We start from the raw sequence: 18,500 nt of genomic DNA, 5'->3' as shown, positions 1-18,500 counted from the left end.
GCCCCGGTAGTGTCATGGCGGTGCGAGTACTCGTCATCGGCACCGGCGGCCGCGAACACGCCCTCCTCGACGCCCTGACCCGCGATCCCCAGGTCACCGAGCTGCACGCGGCCCCGGGTAACCCGGGCACCGCGGCGATCGCGACCAACCACGACGTCGACGCCTCCTCCGGCGACGACGTGGCCGCGCTCGCCGAGCGGCTCGGCGTCGACCTCGTGGTGATCGGCCCCGAGGTCCCGCTGGTCCTCGGCGTGGCCGACGCCGTCCGCGCGCGCGGCATCGCCGTCTTCGGGCCGTCCGCCGCCGCGGCGCAGATCGAGGGCTCCAAGGCCTTCGCCAAGGACGTCATGGACGCCGCCGGCGTGCGCACCGCGCGCAGCGAGATCGTCGACAGCCCGGCGGGCATCGACGCCGCGCTCGACCGCTTCGGCCCCACCTGGGTCGTCAAGGACGACGGCCTCGCCGCCGGCAAGGGCGTCGTCGTCACCGCCGACCGCGCCGCGGCGCGCGCACACGCAGCCGACCTCCTCGAGTCCGGCCGGCCCGCGCTGCTCGAGTCCTTCCTCGACGGCCCCGAGGTCTCCCTGTTCTGCCTCGTCGACGGGGAGGACGTCGTCCCGCTGCTGCCGGCGCAGGACCACAAACGCGTCGGCGACGGTGACACGGGTCCGAACACGGGCGGCATGGGCGCGTACTCGCCGCTGCCCTGGCTCGCCGACGGGGCGGTCGACGAGATCGTCGAGACCGTCGTGCGTCCCGTCGCGCGCGAGCTGGCGCGCCGGGGCGTGCCCTTCTCCGGGCTGCTGTACGCGGGTCTGGCGATGGGGTCCGACGGCCCGGCCGTCGTCGAGTTCAACTGCCGCTTCGGCGACCCCGAGACGCAGGCCGTGCTCAGCCTGCTCGAATCGCCCCTCGGCGAGGCGCTGAACGCCACCGCCACGGGCGCTCTGGGCGCGCTGCCCCCGCTCCGGTGGCGCGACGGTGCCGCCATCACCGTGGTGCTCGCCGCCGAGAACTACCCGGCGACGCCCCGCAAGGGAGATGTCATCACGGGAGCCGACGGCGCGGGGATCTACCACGCCGGAACGGCCATCGACGGCGAGGGACGCCTGGTCTCCCAAGGTGGTCGTGTGCTCAACGTGGTCGGCGTGGGAGACGATCTGGCGGCCGCGCGGGCGGATGCTTACGCAAAGCTGGATCGGATCAAGCTGCCGGGCAGTCACTTCCGCACCGACATCGGCCATCAGGCCTTGCAGTAACGCATTTCTCCTCGTCGGTCGGTATGCGGACCGACGATTTGGTCGAAACCGTCTGGTCGAGCGGGACCTACTGGCAGCATGTCCCAGATGACAGCCGCGACCACGCCCAAGGGTGAGCGCCGGCGCGCGGCCCTCGTGGCGGCGGCCGGCGAGCTCCTCGTCGAGGGTGGCTTCGAGTCGGTCCGGCACCGCGCGGTCGCCCACCGCGCCCACATCCCGTTGGCGGCGACGACGTACTACTTCGAGTCGCTGGGCGATCTGCTCTCGAACGCCGTCGCCTACGCGGGCGAGCTGGACGTCGCCGCGGTCCGCGGCCGCTTGGAGGCCGTGAGCCGGCGCAGGCGCGGCGGCTCCGCGCTGGCGAAGCTCCTCGCGTCGACCTTCTTCGCCTGCGACACCGCGGCGGAACGCGGCGCGCTGGTCTCGCGGTACGAGCGGATGGTGCTGTGCGCCCGCGACCCGGAGCTCACCCGCCTCCAGGTGCAGGTGCGGAACGCGCTGGCCGAACTGCACGTCGAGGTGCTCGCCCGGTCGGGTCGCCGGGCCACGGAGGCGTGCGTCGCGCGACTGATGGCCATCGAAGACGGTGCCGCCCTCGCCGCGTTCACCTCCCGCGACGCCGACGTGCCCCGCGCGGTCCGCGACGCGCTCGCCGTCGTCGTCGACGATGTGGCGCCCGCCCTGGACTGACGGGCGCTCCTCGCGCGGGAGGTCGCGCCGTTCGTGCATGAGACAATCGGCGCGTGAGCACTCCCCGCATTCCCGACGTCCTCGCCAACCGGTACGCCAGCCCGCGCATGCGCGAGCTGTGGTCGCCGGAGTACAAGATCGTGCTGGAACGCCAGCTGTGGATCGCGGTGCTCAGAGCGCAGCGCGACCTCGGGATCGACGTACCCGACGGTGCCGTCGAGGCCTACGAGAAGGTCGTCGACCAGGTCGATCTGGCGTCGATCGCGGAGCGCGAGCGGGTCACCCGGCACGACGTGAAGGCGCGGATCGAGGAGTTCAGCGACCTTGCGGGCTTCGAGCAGATCCACAAGGGCATGACCTCGCGCGATCTGACGGAGAACGTCGAGCAGCTGCAGGTGCTGCGCTCGCTCGAGTACGTGCGCGACCACGCGGTCGCGGTGGCGGCGCGGCTCGCCGAGCGGGCGGCGCAGTACTCGTCGGTCGTCATGGCGGGCCGCTCGCACAACGTCGCGGCCCAGGCCACCACGCTGGGGAAGCGCTTCGCGTCGGCCGCCAACGAGCTACTGGTCGCGATCGAACGGCTGGAGAACCTGATCGGCCGCTACCCGCTGCGGGGCATCAAGGGCCCGATGGGCACGTCGCAGGACATGCTCGACCTGCTCGGCGGCGATCCCGCGAAGCTCGCCGCGCTGGAGGAGCGGGTCGCCGAGCATCTCGGCCTCTCGCAGTCCTTCGTCTCCGTCGGCCAGGTCTACCCGCGTTCGCTGGACCACGACGTGGTGAGTGCGCTGGTCCAGACCGCGGCGGGACCGTCGTCGATGGCCACGACGATCCGGCTCATGGCCGGGCACGAGTTGGTCACCGAGGGCTTCCAGCCCGGCCAGGTCGGCAGCTCCGCGATGCCGCACAAGATGAACACCCGCTCCTGCGAGCGCGTCAACGGCCTCGCCGTGGTCCTGCGCGGATACGGCTCGATGGCCGCCGAGATGGCGGGCTCGCAGTGGAACGAGGGCGACGTCTTCTGCTCCGTGATCCGCCGCGTGGCGCTGCCCGATTCGTTCTTCGCGATCGACGGCCTCTTCGAGACCTTCCTGACCGTCCTCGACGAGTTCGGCGCGTATCCCGCCGTGATCGAGAACGAGCTGAACCGCTACCTGCCCTTTCTCGCCACCACTCGCGTGCTCATGGCCGCGGTGCGCGCGGGCGTCGGCCGCGAGGTCGCCCACGAGGCGATCAAGGAGCACGCCGTCGCCGTCGCGTTGGCGATGCGCGAGGAGGGCAAGGAGCCCGACCTGCTCGACCGGCTCGCCGGCGACGCCCGCCTCGGCCTGTCCCGCGCAGCGCTCGATGCCGCGTTGGCGGACCGCGCCGCCTTCACCGGCGCCGCCGAGGCCCAGGTCGCTCAGGTCGTTGCGGCCGTCGAGGAGCTGACCGCGAGGTACCCCGACGCCGCCGGCTACACCCCCGCCCCCATCCTCTGACCCGCCCCCTTCCACCGATTGAACACTGTTTCTGTCCGCGGCGACCTGCGATTTCATGGTCCGAAACAGTGTTCAATCGAGCCGGGTTCGTCGCGTGGGGCGGCTGGGGAGGGCGAGTTTCGGGGTCGTGGGCGACGGCCCGCTCCAGCCACGCGTTCGCAGTTCCCTCTCTACGCGGTCGAGGAACTCCGCTCGCCCGGTGAGTAACGTCGGGGACGTGGCTCGGATGAGTCCCCAGCCCTGTCCGGTGATGGCGTTCCAGCGGATCACATCGGCGCGTTGCTGCTCGTCGGTGCGGTGGTACCCGCCGTCGTACTCGATCGCCACGCGATACCGAGCGGAGCCGAGGTCGACGTGGTACGGAGTGCCGGGAACCGGCTGCTGCGTCCGGAAGAAGTCGAGTCCGGAACGATGCACGACCAGGCGACTGTATGTCTCCCAAGGGGATTGGGATCCAGTGTCGGACTCATCGAGGACGGCTCGTACGCGGTTCGCGCCGTACAGTCCGGGGTGTTCGTCGAGGTAGGCGAGAATCTGTCGCCTCGTGGTGATCGAGTTCCCGCCCCTATCACGTCGTATGTACTGATCTATTCCGACGATCGCCTCGTCGTTCCGGACGAATCGTGCGAGATCGACCGCACCGCGGACTGCGGACGTGGTGGGCCAGCCCGATACCGTCAGGGTGTCCTCGACGGGCAGATGGCCGCACCGAACGACGACGCCCGCGCGCTTGCGCTGCTCCGGGAGCCATATCTCCGGTGGGTGGCCGCCCGCGTACGGCACGCCGTGCAGCTCCGCGGCCGACCATCCACAGAACACCATCTGTGGATGGGCCAGGACCAGAGCGGCTCGAACCTCGTCGACAGTCGGTGGTGCGCTGCCGACCCGCCGAACGCCGTGGATCACCGATCCCGTCGATCGTTTGACTTCGCGTGCCGATTGCTCGGCGAGCAGATCCCGAGTGCGTCGCATCATATGAATTGGACGCACCAGCGCGGCTATCGGATCCCACCTCCGATTGAACACTGTTTCTGTCCGCCTCCACCTGCGGTTTTAGCGGCCGAAACAGTGTTCAATCGGAGGGGCGATAGGGTGGCGGAGTGCGTCCTGAACTGAGCGAGTACACGCCGATCTACTCGGGCAAGGTCCGCGAGCTGTACGAGGTGGACGACGAGCACCTGCTGCTCGTCGCGAGCGACCGGATCAGCGCCTACGACTACATCCTGGACACGCCGATCCCCGACAAGGGGCGCGTGCTCACGGCGATGTCGGTGTTCTTCTTCGACGCCCTCGGCGTGCCGAACCACCTCGCCGGGCCGGCCGATGATCCGCGGATCCCCGAGCCCGTCCTCGGCCGCGCGCTGATCACGCGGCGGCTCGACATGGTGCCGGTGGAGTGCGTCGCCCGGGGCTACCTCACCGGCTCCGGCCTCAGGGAGTACCGCGCGAACGGCGAGGTGTGTGGCGTACCGCTGCCCGAAGGGCTCGTCGACGGCAGCCGTATCGACCCGCCGATCTTCACCCCCGCTACGAAGGCTGCCGTCGGCGACCACGACGAGAACGTCTCCTTCGAGCGGGTCGCCGCCGACGTCGGGATCGAGCTCGCGACGCGCCTGCGCGAACTCACCCTCGGCGTCTACGCGCGCGGCGCCGACATAGCCCGCGAACGCGGGATCATCCTCGCGGACACCAAGTTCGAGTTCGGCCACAGCTCCGACGGTGACCTCCTCCTCGCCGACGAGGTGCTCACCCCTGACTCGTCCCGGTACTGGGACGGCCGGCTCTACGAACCCGGCAAGGCGCTCCCCAGCTTCGACAAGCAGATCGTGCGCGACTGGCTCACCAAGGAATCCGGCTGGTCCACCGACGCCGGCACCCCGCCGCCGCCCCTCCCCGACGACGTGGTGGAGCGCACCCGCGCCCGCTACATCGAGGCGTACGAACGCATCTCGGGCCTGAGCTTCGCCGACTGGCCGGGGGCGGCCGCATGAGCGGGCCGGTGCAGCCCGTCGCGAAGAAGATCCCGGCGCCGCGGACCTTCCACGGCGACACCGTGATCGACGACTACGCCTGGCTCGCCGACACCTCCGACGAAGAGGTTCTCGACTACCTGCGCGCCCACAACGCCTACACCGAGGCGGCCACCGCGCACCACGAGCCGTTGCGCGAGGCGATCTTCGGAGAGATCAAAGCCCATACCCAGGAGACCGACATGTCGGTCCCGCAGCGGCGCAAGGGGTATTGGTACTACTCGCGCACGGTCGAGGGTGAGCAGTACGGCATCCACTGCCGCGCCCCGATCGCCGGACCGGACGACTGGACCCCGCCGGTGCTGTCCGACGAGCCGCTGCCCGGCGAGCAGGTGCTCCTCGATCTCAACGTCGAGGCGCAGGGGCACGAGTACATCGCCGTCGGCGCCGCCTCCGTCTCACCCGACGGTGCCCTGCTCGCCTACTCGCTCGACACGTCGGGCGACGAGCGGTTCACGCTGCGCATCAAGGACATCTCCACCGGCGAGCTGTTGCCCGACACGGTCGAGGGCGTCTTCTACGGCGCCACCTGGGCTCCGGTCACCGGCTCCGGCGCGCGGTACCTCTTCTACACCACCGTCGACGACGCCTGGCGCGCCGACAGCATCTGGCGGCACGAGATCGGTTCGGCCACTGAGGATGTGCGAGTCTTCCACGAGACGGATCAGCGCTTCGGCGTGGGCATCGGGCTCACCCGCAGCGAGAAGTACCTCATGATCGCGGCCTCGTCGACACTGAGCTCCGAGACGCACGTGCTCGACGCGACCGATCCGGCGGGCGAATTCCGCGTGCTGCGGCCCCGCGAGGAGGACGTCGAGTACTCGGTCGAGCACGCGGTGCTCGGCGACGAGGATCGGTTCCTGTTCCTGCACAACCGCACCGGCATCAATTTCGAGCTGGCCTCGGCGCCCGTCGAGGCGCCGGAGGAGTGGACGGTCCTCGTCCCGCACCGCGACGACGTGCGGCTCGAGTACGTCGACGCCTACGCCCGACGGCTCGCCCTCGGCTACCGGCGGGGCGGCCTGCCGCGACTCGCGCTCGCGGCGGCCACGGCCGCACCGGAGTTCAGCGAGTGGGATCCGAGCGAGGAACTGGTGAACCTCGGCCCCGCCGCGAATCCCGAATGGGACGCGCCGCGGCTGCGCCTGGCCTACGAGTCCTTCGTGACCCCCGGCACCGTCCTCGAGCTCGACCCGGAGACAGGCGAGCAGACGGTGCTCAAGCGGGCCAACGTCCCCGGCTATGACGCCGCGCTGTACACCGCGGAGCGACTCTGGGTGATCGCCGGCGACGGCACCGAGATCCCCGTGTCCGTGGTGCGCCGCGCGGACACCGGCGACGGCCGCGCGGACACCGGCGACGGGCCCGCGCCCACCCTGCTGTACGGCTACGGCTCCTACGAGGCCACCCTCGACCCCTGGTTCTCCGTCGCCCGGCTCTCGCTCATGGACCGGGGCGTGGTCTTCGTCGTGGCCCACGTGCGCGGCGGCGGCGAGATGGGCCGCGCCTGGTACGACCACGGCAAGCAGCTGGAGAAGCGCAACACCTTCACCGACTTCGTCGATGTCGCACGACATCTCGTGGACACCGGCCGCGCCGAGCCGCCGCGGCTGGTGGCGATGGGCGGCAGCGCGGGCGGCCTCCTCGTCGGCGCCGTGGCGAATCTCGCGCCGGAGCTGTTCGCCGGCATCGTCGCCGACGTGCCCTTCGTGGACCCGCTCACCTCGATCCTCGACCCGAGCCTGCCGCTCACCGTGGGGGAGTGGGACGAGTGGGGCAACCCGCTGGAGAGCGCCGAGGTGTACCGGTACATGCGCGATTACTCGCCGTACGAGAACGTCGCCGCGAAGCCCTACCCGGCGATCCTCGCGACCACCTCGCTCAACGACACCCGTGTGCTCCCGACCGAACCCGCGAAATGGGTGGCCAAACTTCTCGACCACAGCACGTCGGGCGAGCAGGTCCTGCTCAAGACGGAGATGGTCGCCGGCCACGCCGGGGTCAGCGGCCGGTACGCCAAGTGGCGCGAGACCGCCTTCGAATACGCCTGGGTCCTAAACAGGCTTGAGATCACGAAGTGATTGCGCCGCGCTGACGTCCGGGCGGTTCAGGGCTCGCCGAGCTCGATGTTCGCGACCTCGGCCGCGACTGCGAGATCCTGCCAGGACATACCGGCACCCTTGAACACGTTCGGGCGATCGGGGTCGCGCTTCGTCCGGCCCCGCGCGACGTCGGTGATCGACACGAGATCGTCACTGCGGAGGTTGCCTTCGCTGCGCGCGAGGACCACGTCACCGGACGATACGAGCGCCGTGGCGACATCCTCGACGACAACCAGTGACCGTTCGAGGAGTGTCCCGTCGAGCTCGCGACGATCCGGTTCGTGTGACCCGATCGCTGCGACGAATGCGCCATCCCGCACCAGACGGCCATCGAAGAGGGGGACTTCCGCGGAGGTGGCGCACACGATCATGTCCGCCTCGGTGATGTCTTCCGTCGAGCCCGGCTGTGCATCTATCCCAGTGGCCGAGATCGCTGCCACGGCATCGAGGAGCCGGTCACGGTTTCGTCCGATCAACCGGACCGACGTCAGTTCTCGTACGGCCGCAATGGCACGGACGTGCGCGCGTGCCTGTGGACCGGTGCCGTACACGAGCAGACGTGAGGACTCGGGGTCGGCGAGCGCATCGGCGGCGACGGCGGTCATCGCGGGAGTACGCAGCGCAGTCAGGGCTGTTCCGTCGATGAGCAGGCTCGGCGTCAGGGTCGCACCGTCCATGACGAGGTAGACCGCCTGGATGCGCTCGAGTCCCAGGGCCGGATTGCCCGGCGCGACCGAGGCGATCTTGACGCCGACCCAGCGGTCCAGATCGCTCGGCATGATGAGCAGGTGCCCGGCACCCGCATCGACGGACAGCCGTGGCGGATCGCCGGCGACATCGAATCCCGACGAGAGAACGTTCCGGAGCAGATCCCGGGCACGGTCCGGGGAGATGAGCTCGTTCAGTCGATCGGCGGAGACGAAGGGGAGGCCGGGGTCAGGGCGAGCGCTGGTCATCGGATCACACATCCTTGTGTTGGCGGAGGAGCTGCGCCTCCTTGCGGGTCACCGGCTTGGCGAATGCCACAGCGGTGAGCGAGATGGCGGCAAGGAGGACGAGGTAGGTTGAGATCGGTAGCCAGGAGCCGTCGAAGACATCGAGCAGCCAGGTGGCGATGAGCGGGGCGGTCCCGCCGGCGAGCGCAGCCCCCACTTGGTAGCCGAGGCTGACGCCGGTGTAGCGCACTCGGGTCGAGAAGATCTCGGACATCAGTGTTCCCAGGGTGGCGGTGACCGGGGGCCAGACTACACCGAGGCCGATCACGATCGCCGCGTAGAGAGCCCAGTTCATTCCGATGCCGAGCAGTACGAAGAATGGGGCGGAGAAGACGCCGATGGCGACCACTCCGGCAACGTAAACCGTCAATCGTCCGAACCGGTCAGAGAGCCGCCCCATCACCACGATCGCAACCGTGGACACGAGAGCGCCGACGCTGACGGCGTTGAGAACGGTCGAGCGGTCGAAGTCGAGGATGCCCGTGGCGTAACTGACGACGAACGTGGCAAAGATGTAGAACGGCGCGGTTTCGATCACCTTGGCTCCGATGGCGACGAGAACCGAACGCCAGTGGTCGCGCAGAGTCTCCCTGATCGGCAGCTTGGCGATGTCGCCGGACTTCTTCGCCTCGGCGAAGGCAGGAGTCTCGGCGAGACCGTTGCGGATCCACAGGCCGACCAGCACCAGGAGGATGCTGGCGACGAACGGGATGCGCCATGCCCAACTCTCGAAGGCATCTCCCGGCAGGCTGCTGACCGCGGCGAAGGATACGGTGGCCAGGAGCATTCCGATGGTGACACCCATTTGGGGAACAGCGCCGTAGAGCCCCCTGCGGTTCTCGGGGGCGTACTCGACGGCGAGGAGAAGTGCGCCGCCCCATTCGCCGCCGATGGCCAGGCCCTGCAGCAATCGGCAGACGATGAGAAGGATCGGGGCGATGACACCTACCTGGTCGTACGTAGGGAGGAGCCCGATCGCCACCGTCGCTCCGCCCATGAGGGACAAAGTGATGACCAGGGTGCGCTTGCGGCCGATCCGATCACCGATGTGGGAGAAGACGATTCCGCCGAGTGGGCGGATGAAGAACGTGAGCGAGAGTGCCAGGTACGAGAGCATCAGCGAGAGCAGCGGGTCACCCGAGGGGAAGAACTGCTTGTCGAAGATGATCGCCGAGGCGGTGGCGAAGAGAAAGAAGTCGAACCATTCGATGGAACTTCCACTGAGGCTGCCGAAGAGCACCCGCCACTGGAGCCCACCGGGTGCGCGAACGGATTCGGGAGCGGCGTCATGTGCCGAGCCGGGTGTACTCAAGGGTCTCTCCTAGGGGTGATGCCGGGGCGGGTCCGTTTGGCTGCGGTGCCCGAACGGGTCGGCACAGCGCCGGCGGCCTATCGCCATCAGTAATATGTACAATATTACACTCCGGTGAGGTGGGTCACAGAACTTCGAGTGAAGTCGCCCCTACCGGGATCGACGCCTCAGCTCTCGTCGTTGCCCGCCCAGATTCCGAGGATGTGGTTGAGGTGCCGCGTCAGGAGTGCGGCGGCCCCCGGCGCGTCGCCGGCCAGGATGAGGTCGAGGAGCTCGTGGTGCTCGTGCGCGGAGGCTTCGAGCCGACCCTGATCGCGGAGTGCCCGTAGCCCGTACAACCTGGTCATTCCGCGGAGCCTGCGGACGTCTTCGACGAGGACGGGGTTGTCGCTGAGTTCGAGGAGCCCGAGGTGGAAGGCTGTGTCGGCCGCGATGAACTCACGCAGTTCTCCCGCGGCCGCCGTCGAATCGAGCCTGTCGGCAAGGGGGCGCAGGGCGGATATCCGAGCCGTGTGAGCGCCGGCCCCGGCTTCGGTCGCGATCCGGTGGACGGCGGGTACCTCGAGCATGAGCCGGACCTCAGTGACGTGCGCGAGGCTGGACATGTCCAGCTCGACGATCTGATAACCGCGATGCCGTAGTGGAAGGACCAGTCCCTCCTCGGCGAGGCTGAGCATCGCCTCACGGACCGGGGTCGCTGAGACGTTCAGCTGCTTGGCGAGGGCCGGTGCGGAATACACCTCACCCGGCACCAATTCGCCGGCCACGAGTGCTTCGCGCAGGACCTGGATCACCTCGGCGCGGCGACTGACCTGCCCGCCGAGAGCCGTCAGCGCAGGCGTCGACGGCTGCTGGTCGTGTCCACGCTTCATGATGTCCTCATCCTGTCATGAACGACCGGCCGACGTGCCACGCACGTCGCGAAGTGCCCGGCCCCTGAAGTAAGGGGCCGGGCACTCGTCGGATCGGGGGACGATCAGTGCGGCATGACCATCTGGCGCTCGGCGGCGCCCGTGTCGGCCTGGCGCGAACGGGGCAGGAAGAACGCCGGGATGATGCACAGCGCCACCAGGATCGCGGCTACGAAGTAGGTGTTGCCGAAGGCCTCCGCCGCGAACGGCAGGTTGTCGTGCAGGAACTTCGAGAAGCCGGTCTCGCCCTGGAACATCGCGATGCCCTGCTCGCGGGCCTCGGGACTCGAGTTCAGGCCGAAGGCGATCGCACCGGTGTGCTTCTCGCCCTGCGGGGTCTGCATCGACGGGCCCGCGTTGGTCAGCCAGTTGGTGAACAGCACGGAGAAGATCGCGGTACCCATCGACGCGGCGATCTGCTGGACGATGTTCGTCAGCGTGGAACCGCGGGAGATGGACTCGGGAGCCAGGGTGCGGATGGCGGCCGACATGGTCGGCATCATCGTCATACCCATGCCGAGGCCCTGGACGAGCAGCGAGACCAGCAGGACCCAGTACGGGGTCTCGGCAGTGAGCTGCGTGAAGGCGATCATGCCGCCGGTGATCAGCGCGAGGCCGGCCATCACGAACTTGCCCGGGCCCATCTTGTCGGTGAGCACGCCGGCGATCGGCATGGTCAGCATGGCGCCGAGGCCCTGCGGGGCGAGCAACAGGCCGGCCATGAGGGTCGACTCGCCGCGGATGCCGATGAAGTACTGCGCGTACAGGATCGAACTGCCGAAGAAGGCCATCGCGAACATCGCGAAGGTGATCATCGCAACGGTCATGTTCCGGTTCTTGAAGAGTCGCAGGTCGAGGAGGGGCAACTTGGCGCGGAGCGCCCAGAACACGAAAGCGACGATCAGCACGAGACCGACGACGGTGGCGGGGACGACCCGCTCGCCGTACATCGAGGTATCGGCCTGCGCCTCGGGGATCGAGGAGACGCCGAACAGGAACAGCGCCAGGCCGGGCGAGAGCAGGAGGAAGCCGACGAGGTCGAACTTCTGGCCCTTGACGGGCTCGTCCTTGTCCAGCACGAACCAGGCGTAGACGATCGCGATCGCGCCGATCGGCACGTTGATCAGGAAGATCCAGTGCCACGAGAAGGACTCGATCAGCCAGCCGCCGAGAATCGGGCCGCCGATGGGGCCGAGCAGCATCGGGATACCGAGCACGGCCATGACGCGGCCGAGACGCTCCGGGCCGGCGGCCCGAGTCAGGATCATCATGCCGAGCGGCATCAGCATGCCGCCACCGAGGCCCTGCAGGACCCGGTACAGGATCAGCAGGTCGATGGAGGTCGCGGCGGCGCACAGCGCCGATCCTGCGACGAACATGGCCGTCGCGGCCATGTAGAGCCGCTTGGTGCCGAAACGGTCGGCGGCCCAGCCGGTCACGGGGATCACGGCGGCCAGGGCGAGGGTGTACCCGGTCATCGTCCAGGCGACAGTGGCGGGCGACGCCCCCCACTGCGCCTGGAAGGTGTTCTGCGCCACGGCCACGATCGTCATGTCCAGGATGGCCATGATCGACCCGAGGACGACCACGCCGGCCACCAGCAGGACGCGACGGTCGAGGCCCTCACCCGCGTGCGGGACCTCGCTCTTGTCGAGCGTGTTCTCGGTACTCATGCGTTCTCTTTCGTTGCGGTGAAGAAGGGGTTCGGAGGAATCAGGCCCTCGTCGAGGATCTCGACCATCACGTCGTGCAGGCGGACGCGGAGCGCCGACGGCAGCCGCTCCGCGAAACTCAGCACCTCACGGTGCTTGTCGCTGACCGCGGACGCAACTGTGTTTCGCCCGAGGTCGGTGATGGTCAGGTTCTTGATCCGGCGGTCCGAGGCGTCCTCACGCCGATCCACCATCTCGAGCTGGACAAGCTTCTCCACGTTCCGTCCCGTCGCGGCGACGGACAGCCCCAGATCGTCGGCGAGCCGGTTGATCGGGAGCGGGGCCTCGGCCGCCGCGAGTTGCAGCAGGATGTGGAACTGATGCGCGGTGATGTCCGACGACAGCATCGTGCCCAGGCTCTCCTGTGCGACGTTGCACATGAGACGGCCCATGAACTCGCCGAAGACCGCGCTGAGGTCCTCGGGAGTCACCTCCCTGGAAGTTGCTTGCACCCGAAAACGATAACTACTGCGCAACCATTGCACAAACGAGATAGATGTGTCCTGCATTACATCGCCGCGTAGGCTCGGGCGCATGACCGCTCTCGACTCCATCGCCCTCACCACGCTCGACGGTGCCGCCACCTCCCTCGCCGACTACGCGGGTCGCGCCGTGCTCGTCGTCAACGTCGCCAGCAAGTGCGGCCTGACGCCGCAGTACGCCGGCCTGGAGGCGCTCGCGACCCGCTACGCCGACCGCGGCCTGACGGTGCTCGGCGTGCCCTGCAACCAGTTCGCGGGCCAGGAGCCCGGCACCGCGGAGGAGATCGCCACCTTCTGTTCCACGAGCTACGGCGTCACCTTCCCGCTGCTGGAGAAGACCGAGGTCAACGGCGAGAACCGGAATCCGCTCTACGTCGAACTGACGAAGACCGCGGACGCCGAGGGGGAGGCGGGCGACGTCCAGTGGAACTTCGAGAAGTTCGTGATCTCACCGGATCGCTCGAGCGTGCAGCGCTTCCGCCCGCGCACCGAGCCCGAGTCCGACGAGGTCGTCGGCGCCATCGAGGCCGTCCTCCCCGCCTGACCACCCAGTTGGGAGACACGTAACCTTCCATCTCCGAACGGGACACCTCGGTCGCGCACACTGCGGATCATGAGCTCGCCGCTGTACGTCTCCGTGTCCGCCCTGTCCGATGCCACTCGCGCGGACGCGGAGCGGTTCGCGGCGCAGATGGACGAGCGTGGTGTGCCCGTCTCGCTGCTCGTGGCGCCCCGCCTCAAGGGCAAGTACAAGCTGGTCGACGACCCGTCGACGCAGTCCTTCCTGCGGGAGCGCCGCGCGGCGGGTGACGCGATCGTCCTCAACGGCTACGACCAGGCCGCGACGAAGCGCCGCCGCGCCGAGTTCTCCACGCTCGGCGCCCACGAGGCCGCGCTGCGTCTCGCCGCCGCCGACCGGGTCCTGGAGACCGTCGGCCTGCGCACCCGCGTCTTCGCCGCGCCCCGCTGGAACGCCTCCACCGGCGCGGTTCTCGCACTGCCCGACGCCGGCTTCCGCGTCAACCTCGGCTATACCGCGATCACCGACCTCGTGACCGGCGAGGAGGAGAAGGCCCGGGTCCTGGGCATCGGCGACGGTTTCCTCAGCGAGCCGTGGTGGTGCCGGGCGCTCCTCGCCCAGGCCAATCGCATCGCCCGACGGGGCGGCACCCTCCGCCTGGCGGTCGACGCCCGGCGGCTTGAGTCCTCGACCGTCTCCCGCACCATGCTCGACGCCGTCGACCTCGCGCTGCACCACGGCGCCGCGCCGGCGGTCTACGAGCACCGCGCCAGGGCCCTCGTTGCCGTCTGACCCCGGCGCGCGGCCCTGGGCGGGTCGGCGGCTCGGCGTCCCTCAGAACTCGTGCGTCGCCTCCGCGCCCCACGGGACGAAATCGGCGCCGTCGGGCCGCAGGTCCGCGAGCCGCCCGAGGTAGATTCCCGCGCCCTCCGGCGTGAGCAGCGCGTCGTGGATCGGGACCGCGGCGACGGGACGGACGGCGCGGAAGAAGTCGATGGTCTCGCTGATCCGGCACCACGGCGCGCTCACGGGCAGGCCGAGCACGTCGACGGCGACGTCGGGGACGTGCAGCGCGTCGCCGGGGTGGTAGAAGCGGCCGATCCGTTCCTCGTCGCCGAGGAGTACGGACGTGTTGTCGATCGTGGGGATGTCTGGGTGGATCACGGCGTGCGTGCCGCCGACGGCCCGGGCGATGAGGTTGCCGATCCCGTAGTCGTGGCCCGGGAGCGCCGCGATCCAGCGGCCGCCGCGCGCCGCCGCGGTGGTGGGATCTGCGAACAGCTGGGCGTCGGGGTTGGCGTCGACGAGGGCGTCAATCCGCTCGGGATCGAGGTGGTCCGGATGCTGATGGGTCACGACGATCGCGTCGAGACGGGTCAGGCCCTCGAAGCCGGAGGAGAAGGTGCCGGGATCGAACAGGACCCGGGTCTCGGACATCTCCACGAGGACGCAGGAATGGCGGTAGTGGGTGAGTCGCATGCGCCCAGTATGCGCCGGTAAACTCGGGCGTGAAGCGCGATCGACACCCGAGCGCGCGGTCGATTTCGAGAGGGAGCCGCAACGTGGCGCGGATTGTGGTGGACGTGATGCCGAAGGCCGAGATCCTGGACCCCCAGGGGAAGGCGATCGTGGGCGCGCTCGACCGCCTCGGCTTCGCCGGTGTCGCGGATGTGCGGCAGGGCAAGCGCTTCGAGCTCGAGATCGACGGTGACCTCAGTGACGAGCAGCTCGAGAAGATCGCCGCCGACGTGCTCACCAACACCGTGATCGAGGACTTCACCGTCACGCGGGTCGACGCATGACGCGCGTCGGCGTCATCACCTTCCCCGGCACGCTCGACGACGTCGACGCGGCGCGCGCGGTGCGGCGGGCGGGCGGCGAGGCCGTCTCGCTCTGGCACAAGGACCACGACCTGCAGGGCGTCGACGCCGTCGTCGTCCCCGGCGGCTTCTCCTACGGCGACTACCTGCGCGCCGGCGCCATCGCCTCCCTCGCCCCCGTGATGACCGAGGTCGTCGAGGCCGCGGGCAAGGGCATGCCGGTGCTCGGCATCTGCAACGGTTTCCAGATCCTGTGCGAGGCGGGCCTGCTGCCCGGCGCGCTGACCCGGAACGAGGGCCTGCACTTCATCTGCCGCGACGAGTGGCTGCGCGTCGAGGCCACCAACACCGCGTGGACGTCCCGGTACGAGCCGGGCGCCGAGATCCTGGTGCCGCTCAAATCGGGCGAGGGCCGGTACGTCGCCGACGAACACACCCTCGACGAGCTCGAGGGCGAGGGCCGCGTGGCCTTCCGCTACGCCGCCGGCAACCCGAACGGCTCGATGCGCGGCATCGCGGGCATCGCCTCGGCCGACGGCCGCGTCGTCGGCCTCATGCCGCACCCCGAGCACGCCACCGAGGCGCTCACGGGCCCGTCGGACGACGGCCTGGGCATCTTCTACTCCGCGCTGGACGCGGTGTTGTCGGCGTGATCGCTCCGCACCGGGCTTCCGCGGACGGGCTGTGCGCCTTCGTCGACGCCTCGCCGTCGCCGTTCCACGTCTGCCAGACGGTGGCCCGCCGGCTCGGCGAGGCCGGGTACACCGAGCTCGTCGAGCACGACGTGTGGCCGGGGCCGGGCAGGTACTTCGTGGTGCGCGGCGGCTCGATCATCGCCTTCGACTCGTCGCACTGCGAGCACGGGGAGCTTCCCGCGTTCCGCATCGTCGGCGGCCACACCGACAGCCCCAACCTGCGGGTCAAGCAGCACCACGATGCGGAGTCCGCCGGGCTGGCGCAGGTGCTCCTCGAGCCCTACGGCGGGGCGTGGCTCAACTCCTGGCTCGACCGCGACCTCGGGGTGTCCGGGCGGATCGCGGTGCGCGAGGGCGGCGGGGTCGTGCACACGCTCGTGCGCATCGACGAGCCGCTGTTGCGCGTGCCCCAGCTGGCGATCCACCTCTCGGAGAACCGCAAGGGCGTCGAGCTCGATCCGCAGCGCCACCTGCACGCGATCTGGGGCGCCGCCGGCGCTGGCGGCTTCCTGGCCCGGGTCGCGGCCTCGGAGGGGTACGCCGCCGACGACGTGCTCGGCTTCGAGCTGATGACGCACGACCTGGCGCCGTCGCGGACCGTCGGGGCCGGCGGTGCGCTCGTCTCCGCCCCCCGGCTCGACAACCAGGGCACCTGCTACGCGGGCACCGAGGCGTTGCTGGCGGTCGCGCCGGTCGACGGGATCGTGCCCGTGCTGGCGCTGTTCGACCATGAGGAAGTCGGCTCGGGCTCGGATCGTGGCGCCGCGTCCGACTTCCTCATCACAGTGCTGGAGCGGATCGGCCTGTCGCACGGCCTCAGCCGCGAGGACTTCCTGCGCACACTGAGCCTGTCCGCGGTGGCGTCCGGCGACATGGCGCACGCGACGCACCCGAACTACCCCGACCGGCACGAGCCCGCGCACCACATCGCGGTCAACGGCGGCCCGGTGCTCAAGGTGAACCAGAACCTGCGCTACGCCTCGGACTCCGACGGCGAGGCGCTGTTCGCCCTCGCCGCCGAGCAGGCCGGCGTGCCCCTGCAGCGGTACGTGCACCGCGCCGACCTGCCCTGCGGATCGACGATCGGCCCGATCACCGCCGCCCGCACGGGCCTGACCACGGTCGACGTGGGCGCGCCGCAGCTCGCGATGCACAGCGCCCGCGAGCTCATGGGCGCCGCCGACATCGGCTACTACTCCGCGGCCCTCGCCGCCTTCCTCGCGCCCGCCTGACCCGCCGCGCGGCGGTTCCGCGGTGGCCGGGCCCGCTCAGTCCTGCTCGGTGAGCATGGGCGCATCCGGTCCGAGCGGACGGTGCAGCAGCGAGCCGCGGGTCACCGCGGCGCGCCCGTACCGGGTCCGCAGCGAGTCCATCGCGAGGTCCAGGTCGGCGTCGTGCTCGCCGCCGTCGAAGGGCAGCGCCAGCTGCACCGCGCCGTGGCCTTCCAAGTTCGCGAGGGAGAGCCCGATCAGCGTGCAGCCGCGCTCGCGCACCAGCGGCATCGCCTCGTCGAGCAGCGCCCGCGCGGTGGCGAGAACGGCCTCCGTCCGGTCGGTCGGCTCGTGCAGCGAGCGCGATCGTGTCACGGACGTGAAGTCGTCGAACCGCAGCCGTAGCTCGACGGTGCGCGTGACGCGCCCGGCCGCCCGCAGGCGCTCGCCCAGGCGATCCACGATCGCGAGCGCGGTGCCCTCGATCTCGGCCTCGGACTTCGGGCGTCGTCCCAGCGCCCGCTGTGCCCCGATCGATCTGCGCCTGCGGCCGGTGTCGACGCGGCGCGGGTCGTGCGCCATCGACAGGGCGTACAGGTGCCGCGCGGTGCCCCGCCCGAGGAACGCGGCCAGGCGGTGCTCGCCCAGCTCCGCGATCTGCCCGACGGTGCGGACCCCCACCTCGTGCAGCCGGGCCTCGGTCTTCGGGCCGACGCCCCACAGACGCCGCACCGGCAGCGGGTGCAGGAACTGCAGCTCGGTTCCCGGCGGGACCTCCAGGAGGCCGTCCGGCTTGCCGACGGCGCTGGCGACCTTGGCGAGGAACTTGCTGCGGGCGACGCCGACGGTGATCGGCAGCCCGACCTCCGTGCGCACCCGCTCGCGCAGGCGCTCGGCGATCCGCACCGGGGTGCCGCGGATGGCGCGCAGGCCGCCCACGTCGAGGAAGGCCTCGTCGACCGACAGGCCCTCCACCAGTGGCGTGGTGTCCCGGAAGATCTCGAAGACCCGACGGCTGGCCTCCATGTACGCATCGAACCGGGGCGGCTGGGTGATCGCGAACGGGGCCAGGGCCAGGGCCTCGCGGTGCGGCATGGGGGAGCGGACGCCCTTCGCCTTCGCCTCGTAACTCGCGGCGAGCACGACGCCCGAGCCCACGAGGACGGGCCGGCCGCGCAGCCACGGGTGATCGCGCTGCTCGACCGAGGCGTAGAACGAGTCGAGATCGGCATGCAGGATCGACGCCCCGGCCCGCGCGTCCATGCTCATGACGGCAGTAT

General features: G+C 69.9%; 18 protein-coding genes. 10 read left to right on the top strand and 8 right to left on the bottom strand.

The annotated features are described in order from the left end of the window. Positions 1-20: 20 nt before the first annotated feature. From purD to purB, 3 genes are all read left to right on the top strand, one after another. The gene (purD, locus tag FK529_RS00400) at positions 21-1,259 is read left to right on the top strand and encodes a phosphoribosylamine--glycine ligase (protein WP_193559643.1); all 1,239 of its coding nucleotides are present in this window, start codon (positions 21-23) and stop codon (positions 1,257-1,259) included. Between the two features lie 87 nt (positions 1,260-1,346). Next, positions 1,347-1,949, top strand: coding sequence for a TetR/AcrR family transcriptional regulator (locus FK529_RS00395; RefSeq protein ID WP_146558507.1), 603 nt, complete (start codon positions 1,347-1,349; stop codon positions 1,947-1,949). A 53-nt stretch (positions 1,950-2,002) separates the two neighbouring features. Then, entirely contained in the window at positions 2,003-3,430 is a 1,428-nt protein-coding gene (gene purB / locus FK529_RS00390) for an adenylosuccinate lyase (RefSeq protein WP_146558505.1), read from the top strand. Positions 3,431-3,502: 72 nt separating this feature from the next. Here the strand turns inward: purB and FK529_RS00385 are convergent, their stop codons facing one another. Further along, on the bottom strand, positions 3,503-4,213 hold the full coding sequence (locus tag FK529_RS00385; protein WP_158635012.1) for an endonuclease domain-containing protein: 711 nt from the start codon (positions 4,211-4,213) through the stop codon (positions 3,503-3,505). Between the two features lie 317 nt (positions 4,214-4,530). Here FK529_RS00385 and FK529_RS00380 point away from each other — a divergent pair, with 317 nt between their 5' ends. Together FK529_RS00380 and FK529_RS00375 are read left to right on the top strand one after the other, a co-directional pair. Beyond that, positions 4,531-5,421 carry a phosphoribosylaminoimidazolesuccinocarboxamide synthase gene (locus tag FK529_RS00380; protein WP_146558500.1) on the top strand — a complete coding sequence of 297 codons (891 nt, stop codon included), beginning with the start codon at positions 4,531-4,533 and terminating at the stop codon, positions 5,419-5,421. Further along, entirely contained in the window at positions 5,418-7,541 is a 2,124-nt protein-coding gene (locus FK529_RS00375; protein ID WP_146558498.1) for a S9 family peptidase, read from the top strand. The genes FK529_RS00380 and FK529_RS00375 overlap by 4 nt, the downstream gene beginning before the upstream one ends. Positions 7,542-7,567: 26 nt before the next feature. Here FK529_RS00375 and FK529_RS00370 read toward each other — a convergent pair whose 3' ends face one another. The 5 genes from FK529_RS00370 to FK529_RS00350 all read right to left on the bottom strand — a co-directional run bounded on the left by FK529_RS00370 (position 7,568) and on the right by FK529_RS00350 (position 12,944). Beyond that, on the bottom strand, positions 7,568-8,518 hold the full coding sequence (locus tag FK529_RS00370) for an ornithine cyclodeaminase family protein (protein WP_146558496.1): 951 nt from the start codon (positions 8,516-8,518) through the stop codon (positions 7,568-7,570). Between the two features lie 4 nt (positions 8,519-8,522). After that, on the bottom strand, positions 8,523-9,869 hold the full coding sequence (locus FK529_RS00365) for an MFS transporter (protein WP_146558494.1): 1,347 nt from the start codon (positions 9,867-9,869) through the stop codon (positions 8,523-8,525). Between the two features lie 167 nt (positions 9,870-10,036). Further along, a complete protein-coding gene (locus FK529_RS00360) occupies positions 10,037-10,741 on the bottom strand; it encodes a GntR family transcriptional regulator (protein ID WP_146558492.1) in 705 nt (234 codons plus the stop codon). Between the two features lie 104 nt (positions 10,742-10,845). Further along, the gene (locus FK529_RS00355) at positions 10,846-12,453 is read right to left on the bottom strand and encodes a DHA2 family efflux MFS transporter permease subunit (RefSeq protein ID WP_146558490.1); all 1,608 of its coding nucleotides are present in this window, start codon (positions 12,451-12,453) and stop codon (positions 10,846-10,848) included. Then, positions 12,450-12,944: a MarR family winged helix-turn-helix transcriptional regulator gene (locus FK529_RS00350; protein WP_158635011.1), complete on the bottom strand. Its 495-nt coding sequence runs from the start codon at positions 12,942-12,944 to the stop codon at positions 12,450-12,452. The genes FK529_RS00355 and FK529_RS00350 overlap by 4 nt, the downstream gene beginning before the upstream one ends. An 82-nt stretch (positions 12,945-13,026) precedes the next feature. Between FK529_RS00350 and FK529_RS00345 the strand changes: the two genes are divergently transcribed. Further along, positions 13,027-13,518, top strand: coding sequence for a glutathione peroxidase (locus FK529_RS00345; protein ID WP_146558487.1), 492 nt, complete (start codon positions 13,027-13,029; stop codon positions 13,516-13,518). A 69-nt stretch (positions 13,519-13,587) separates the two neighbouring features. Further along, positions 13,588-14,286, top strand: coding sequence for a DUF2334 domain-containing protein (locus FK529_RS00340; protein WP_146558485.1), 699 nt, complete (start codon positions 13,588-13,590; stop codon positions 14,284-14,286). Between the two features lie 42 nt (positions 14,287-14,328). On the opposite strand, the gene FK529_RS00335 is transcribed toward FK529_RS00340, so the two are convergent. After that, on the bottom strand, positions 14,329-14,973 hold the full coding sequence (locus tag FK529_RS00335) for an MBL fold metallo-hydrolase (protein WP_146558483.1): 645 nt from the start codon (positions 14,971-14,973) through the stop codon (positions 14,329-14,331). Between the two features lie 83 nt (positions 14,974-15,056). Here FK529_RS00335 and purS point away from each other — a divergent pair, with 83 nt between their 5' ends. From purS to FK529_RS00320, 3 genes are read left to right on the top strand one after another with little or no spacing between them, the layout of a single operon-like run. Beyond that, positions 15,057-15,296 carry a phosphoribosylformylglycinamidine synthase subunit PurS gene (purS, locus tag FK529_RS00330; protein ID WP_146558481.1) on the top strand — a complete coding sequence of 80 codons (240 nt, stop codon included), beginning with the start codon at positions 15,057-15,059 and terminating at the stop codon, positions 15,294-15,296. After that, positions 15,293-15,967, top strand: coding sequence for a phosphoribosylformylglycinamidine synthase subunit PurQ (gene purQ, locus FK529_RS00325; protein ID WP_146558478.1), 675 nt, complete (start codon positions 15,293-15,295; stop codon positions 15,965-15,967). Before purS ends, purQ begins: the two co-directional genes overlap by 4 nt. Then, a complete protein-coding gene (locus FK529_RS00320; RefSeq protein WP_438947167.1) occupies positions 15,967-17,241 on the top strand; it encodes a M18 family aminopeptidase in 1,275 nt (424 codons plus the stop codon). The genes purQ and FK529_RS00320 overlap by 1 nt, the downstream gene beginning before the upstream one ends. Before the next feature lie 36 nt (positions 17,242-17,277). Here FK529_RS00320 and dinB read toward each other — a convergent pair whose 3' ends face one another. Continuing rightward, on the bottom strand, positions 17,278-18,489 hold the full coding sequence (dinB, locus tag FK529_RS00315; RefSeq protein WP_146558474.1) for a DNA polymerase IV: 1,212 nt from the start codon (positions 18,487-18,489) through the stop codon (positions 17,278-17,280). Between the last annotated feature and the right edge of the window lie 11 nt (positions 18,490-18,500).

This window comes from Tsukamurella asaccharolytica (assembly GCF_007858435.1).
GTDB lineage: Bacteria > Actinomycetota > Actinomycetes > Mycobacteriales > Mycobacteriaceae > Tsukamurella > Tsukamurella asaccharolytica.
This window is presented reverse-complemented; position numbering and strand designations above follow the sequence as displayed.

What these genes read in the sequence shown, in the direction of transcription:
- FK529_RS00355 (WP_146558490.1), bottom strand. Translation starts at nt 12,453, where the DNA reads ATGAGTACCGAGAACACGCTCGACAAGAGCGAGGTCCCGCACGCGGGT.
- FK529_RS00370 (WP_146558496.1), bottom strand. Translation starts at nt 8,518, where the DNA reads ATGACCAGCGCTCGCCCTGACCCCGGCCTCCCCTTCGTCTCCGCCGAT.
- purQ (WP_146558478.1), top strand. Translation starts at nt 15,293, where the DNA reads ATGACGCGCGTCGGCGTCATCACCTTCCCCGGCACGCTCGACGACGTC.
- FK529_RS00360 (WP_146558492.1), bottom strand. Translation starts at nt 10,741, where the DNA reads ATGAAGCGTGGACACGACCAGCAGCCGTCGACGCCTGCGCTGACGGCT.
- FK529_RS00340 (WP_146558485.1), top strand. Translation starts at nt 13,588, where the DNA reads ATGAGCTCGCCGCTGTACGTCTCCGTGTCCGCCCTGTCCGATGCCACT.
- FK529_RS00335 (WP_146558483.1), bottom strand. Translation starts at nt 14,973, where the DNA reads ATGCGACTCACCCACTACCGCCATTCCTGCGTCCTCGTGGAGATGTCC.
- FK529_RS00345 (WP_146558487.1), top strand. Translation starts at nt 13,027, where the DNA reads ATGACCGCTCTCGACTCCATCGCCCTCACCACGCTCGACGGTGCCGCC.
- dinB (WP_146558474.1), bottom strand. Translation starts at nt 18,489, where the DNA reads ATGAGCATGGACGCGCGGGCCGGGGCGTCGATCCTGCATGCCGATCTC.
- FK529_RS00395 (WP_146558507.1), top strand. Translation starts at nt 1,347, where the DNA reads ATGACAGCCGCGACCACGCCCAAGGGTGAGCGCCGGCGCGCGGCCCTC.
- FK529_RS00375 (WP_146558498.1), top strand. Translation starts at nt 5,418, where the DNA reads ATGAGCGGGCCGGTGCAGCCCGTCGCGAAGAAGATCCCGGCGCCGCGG.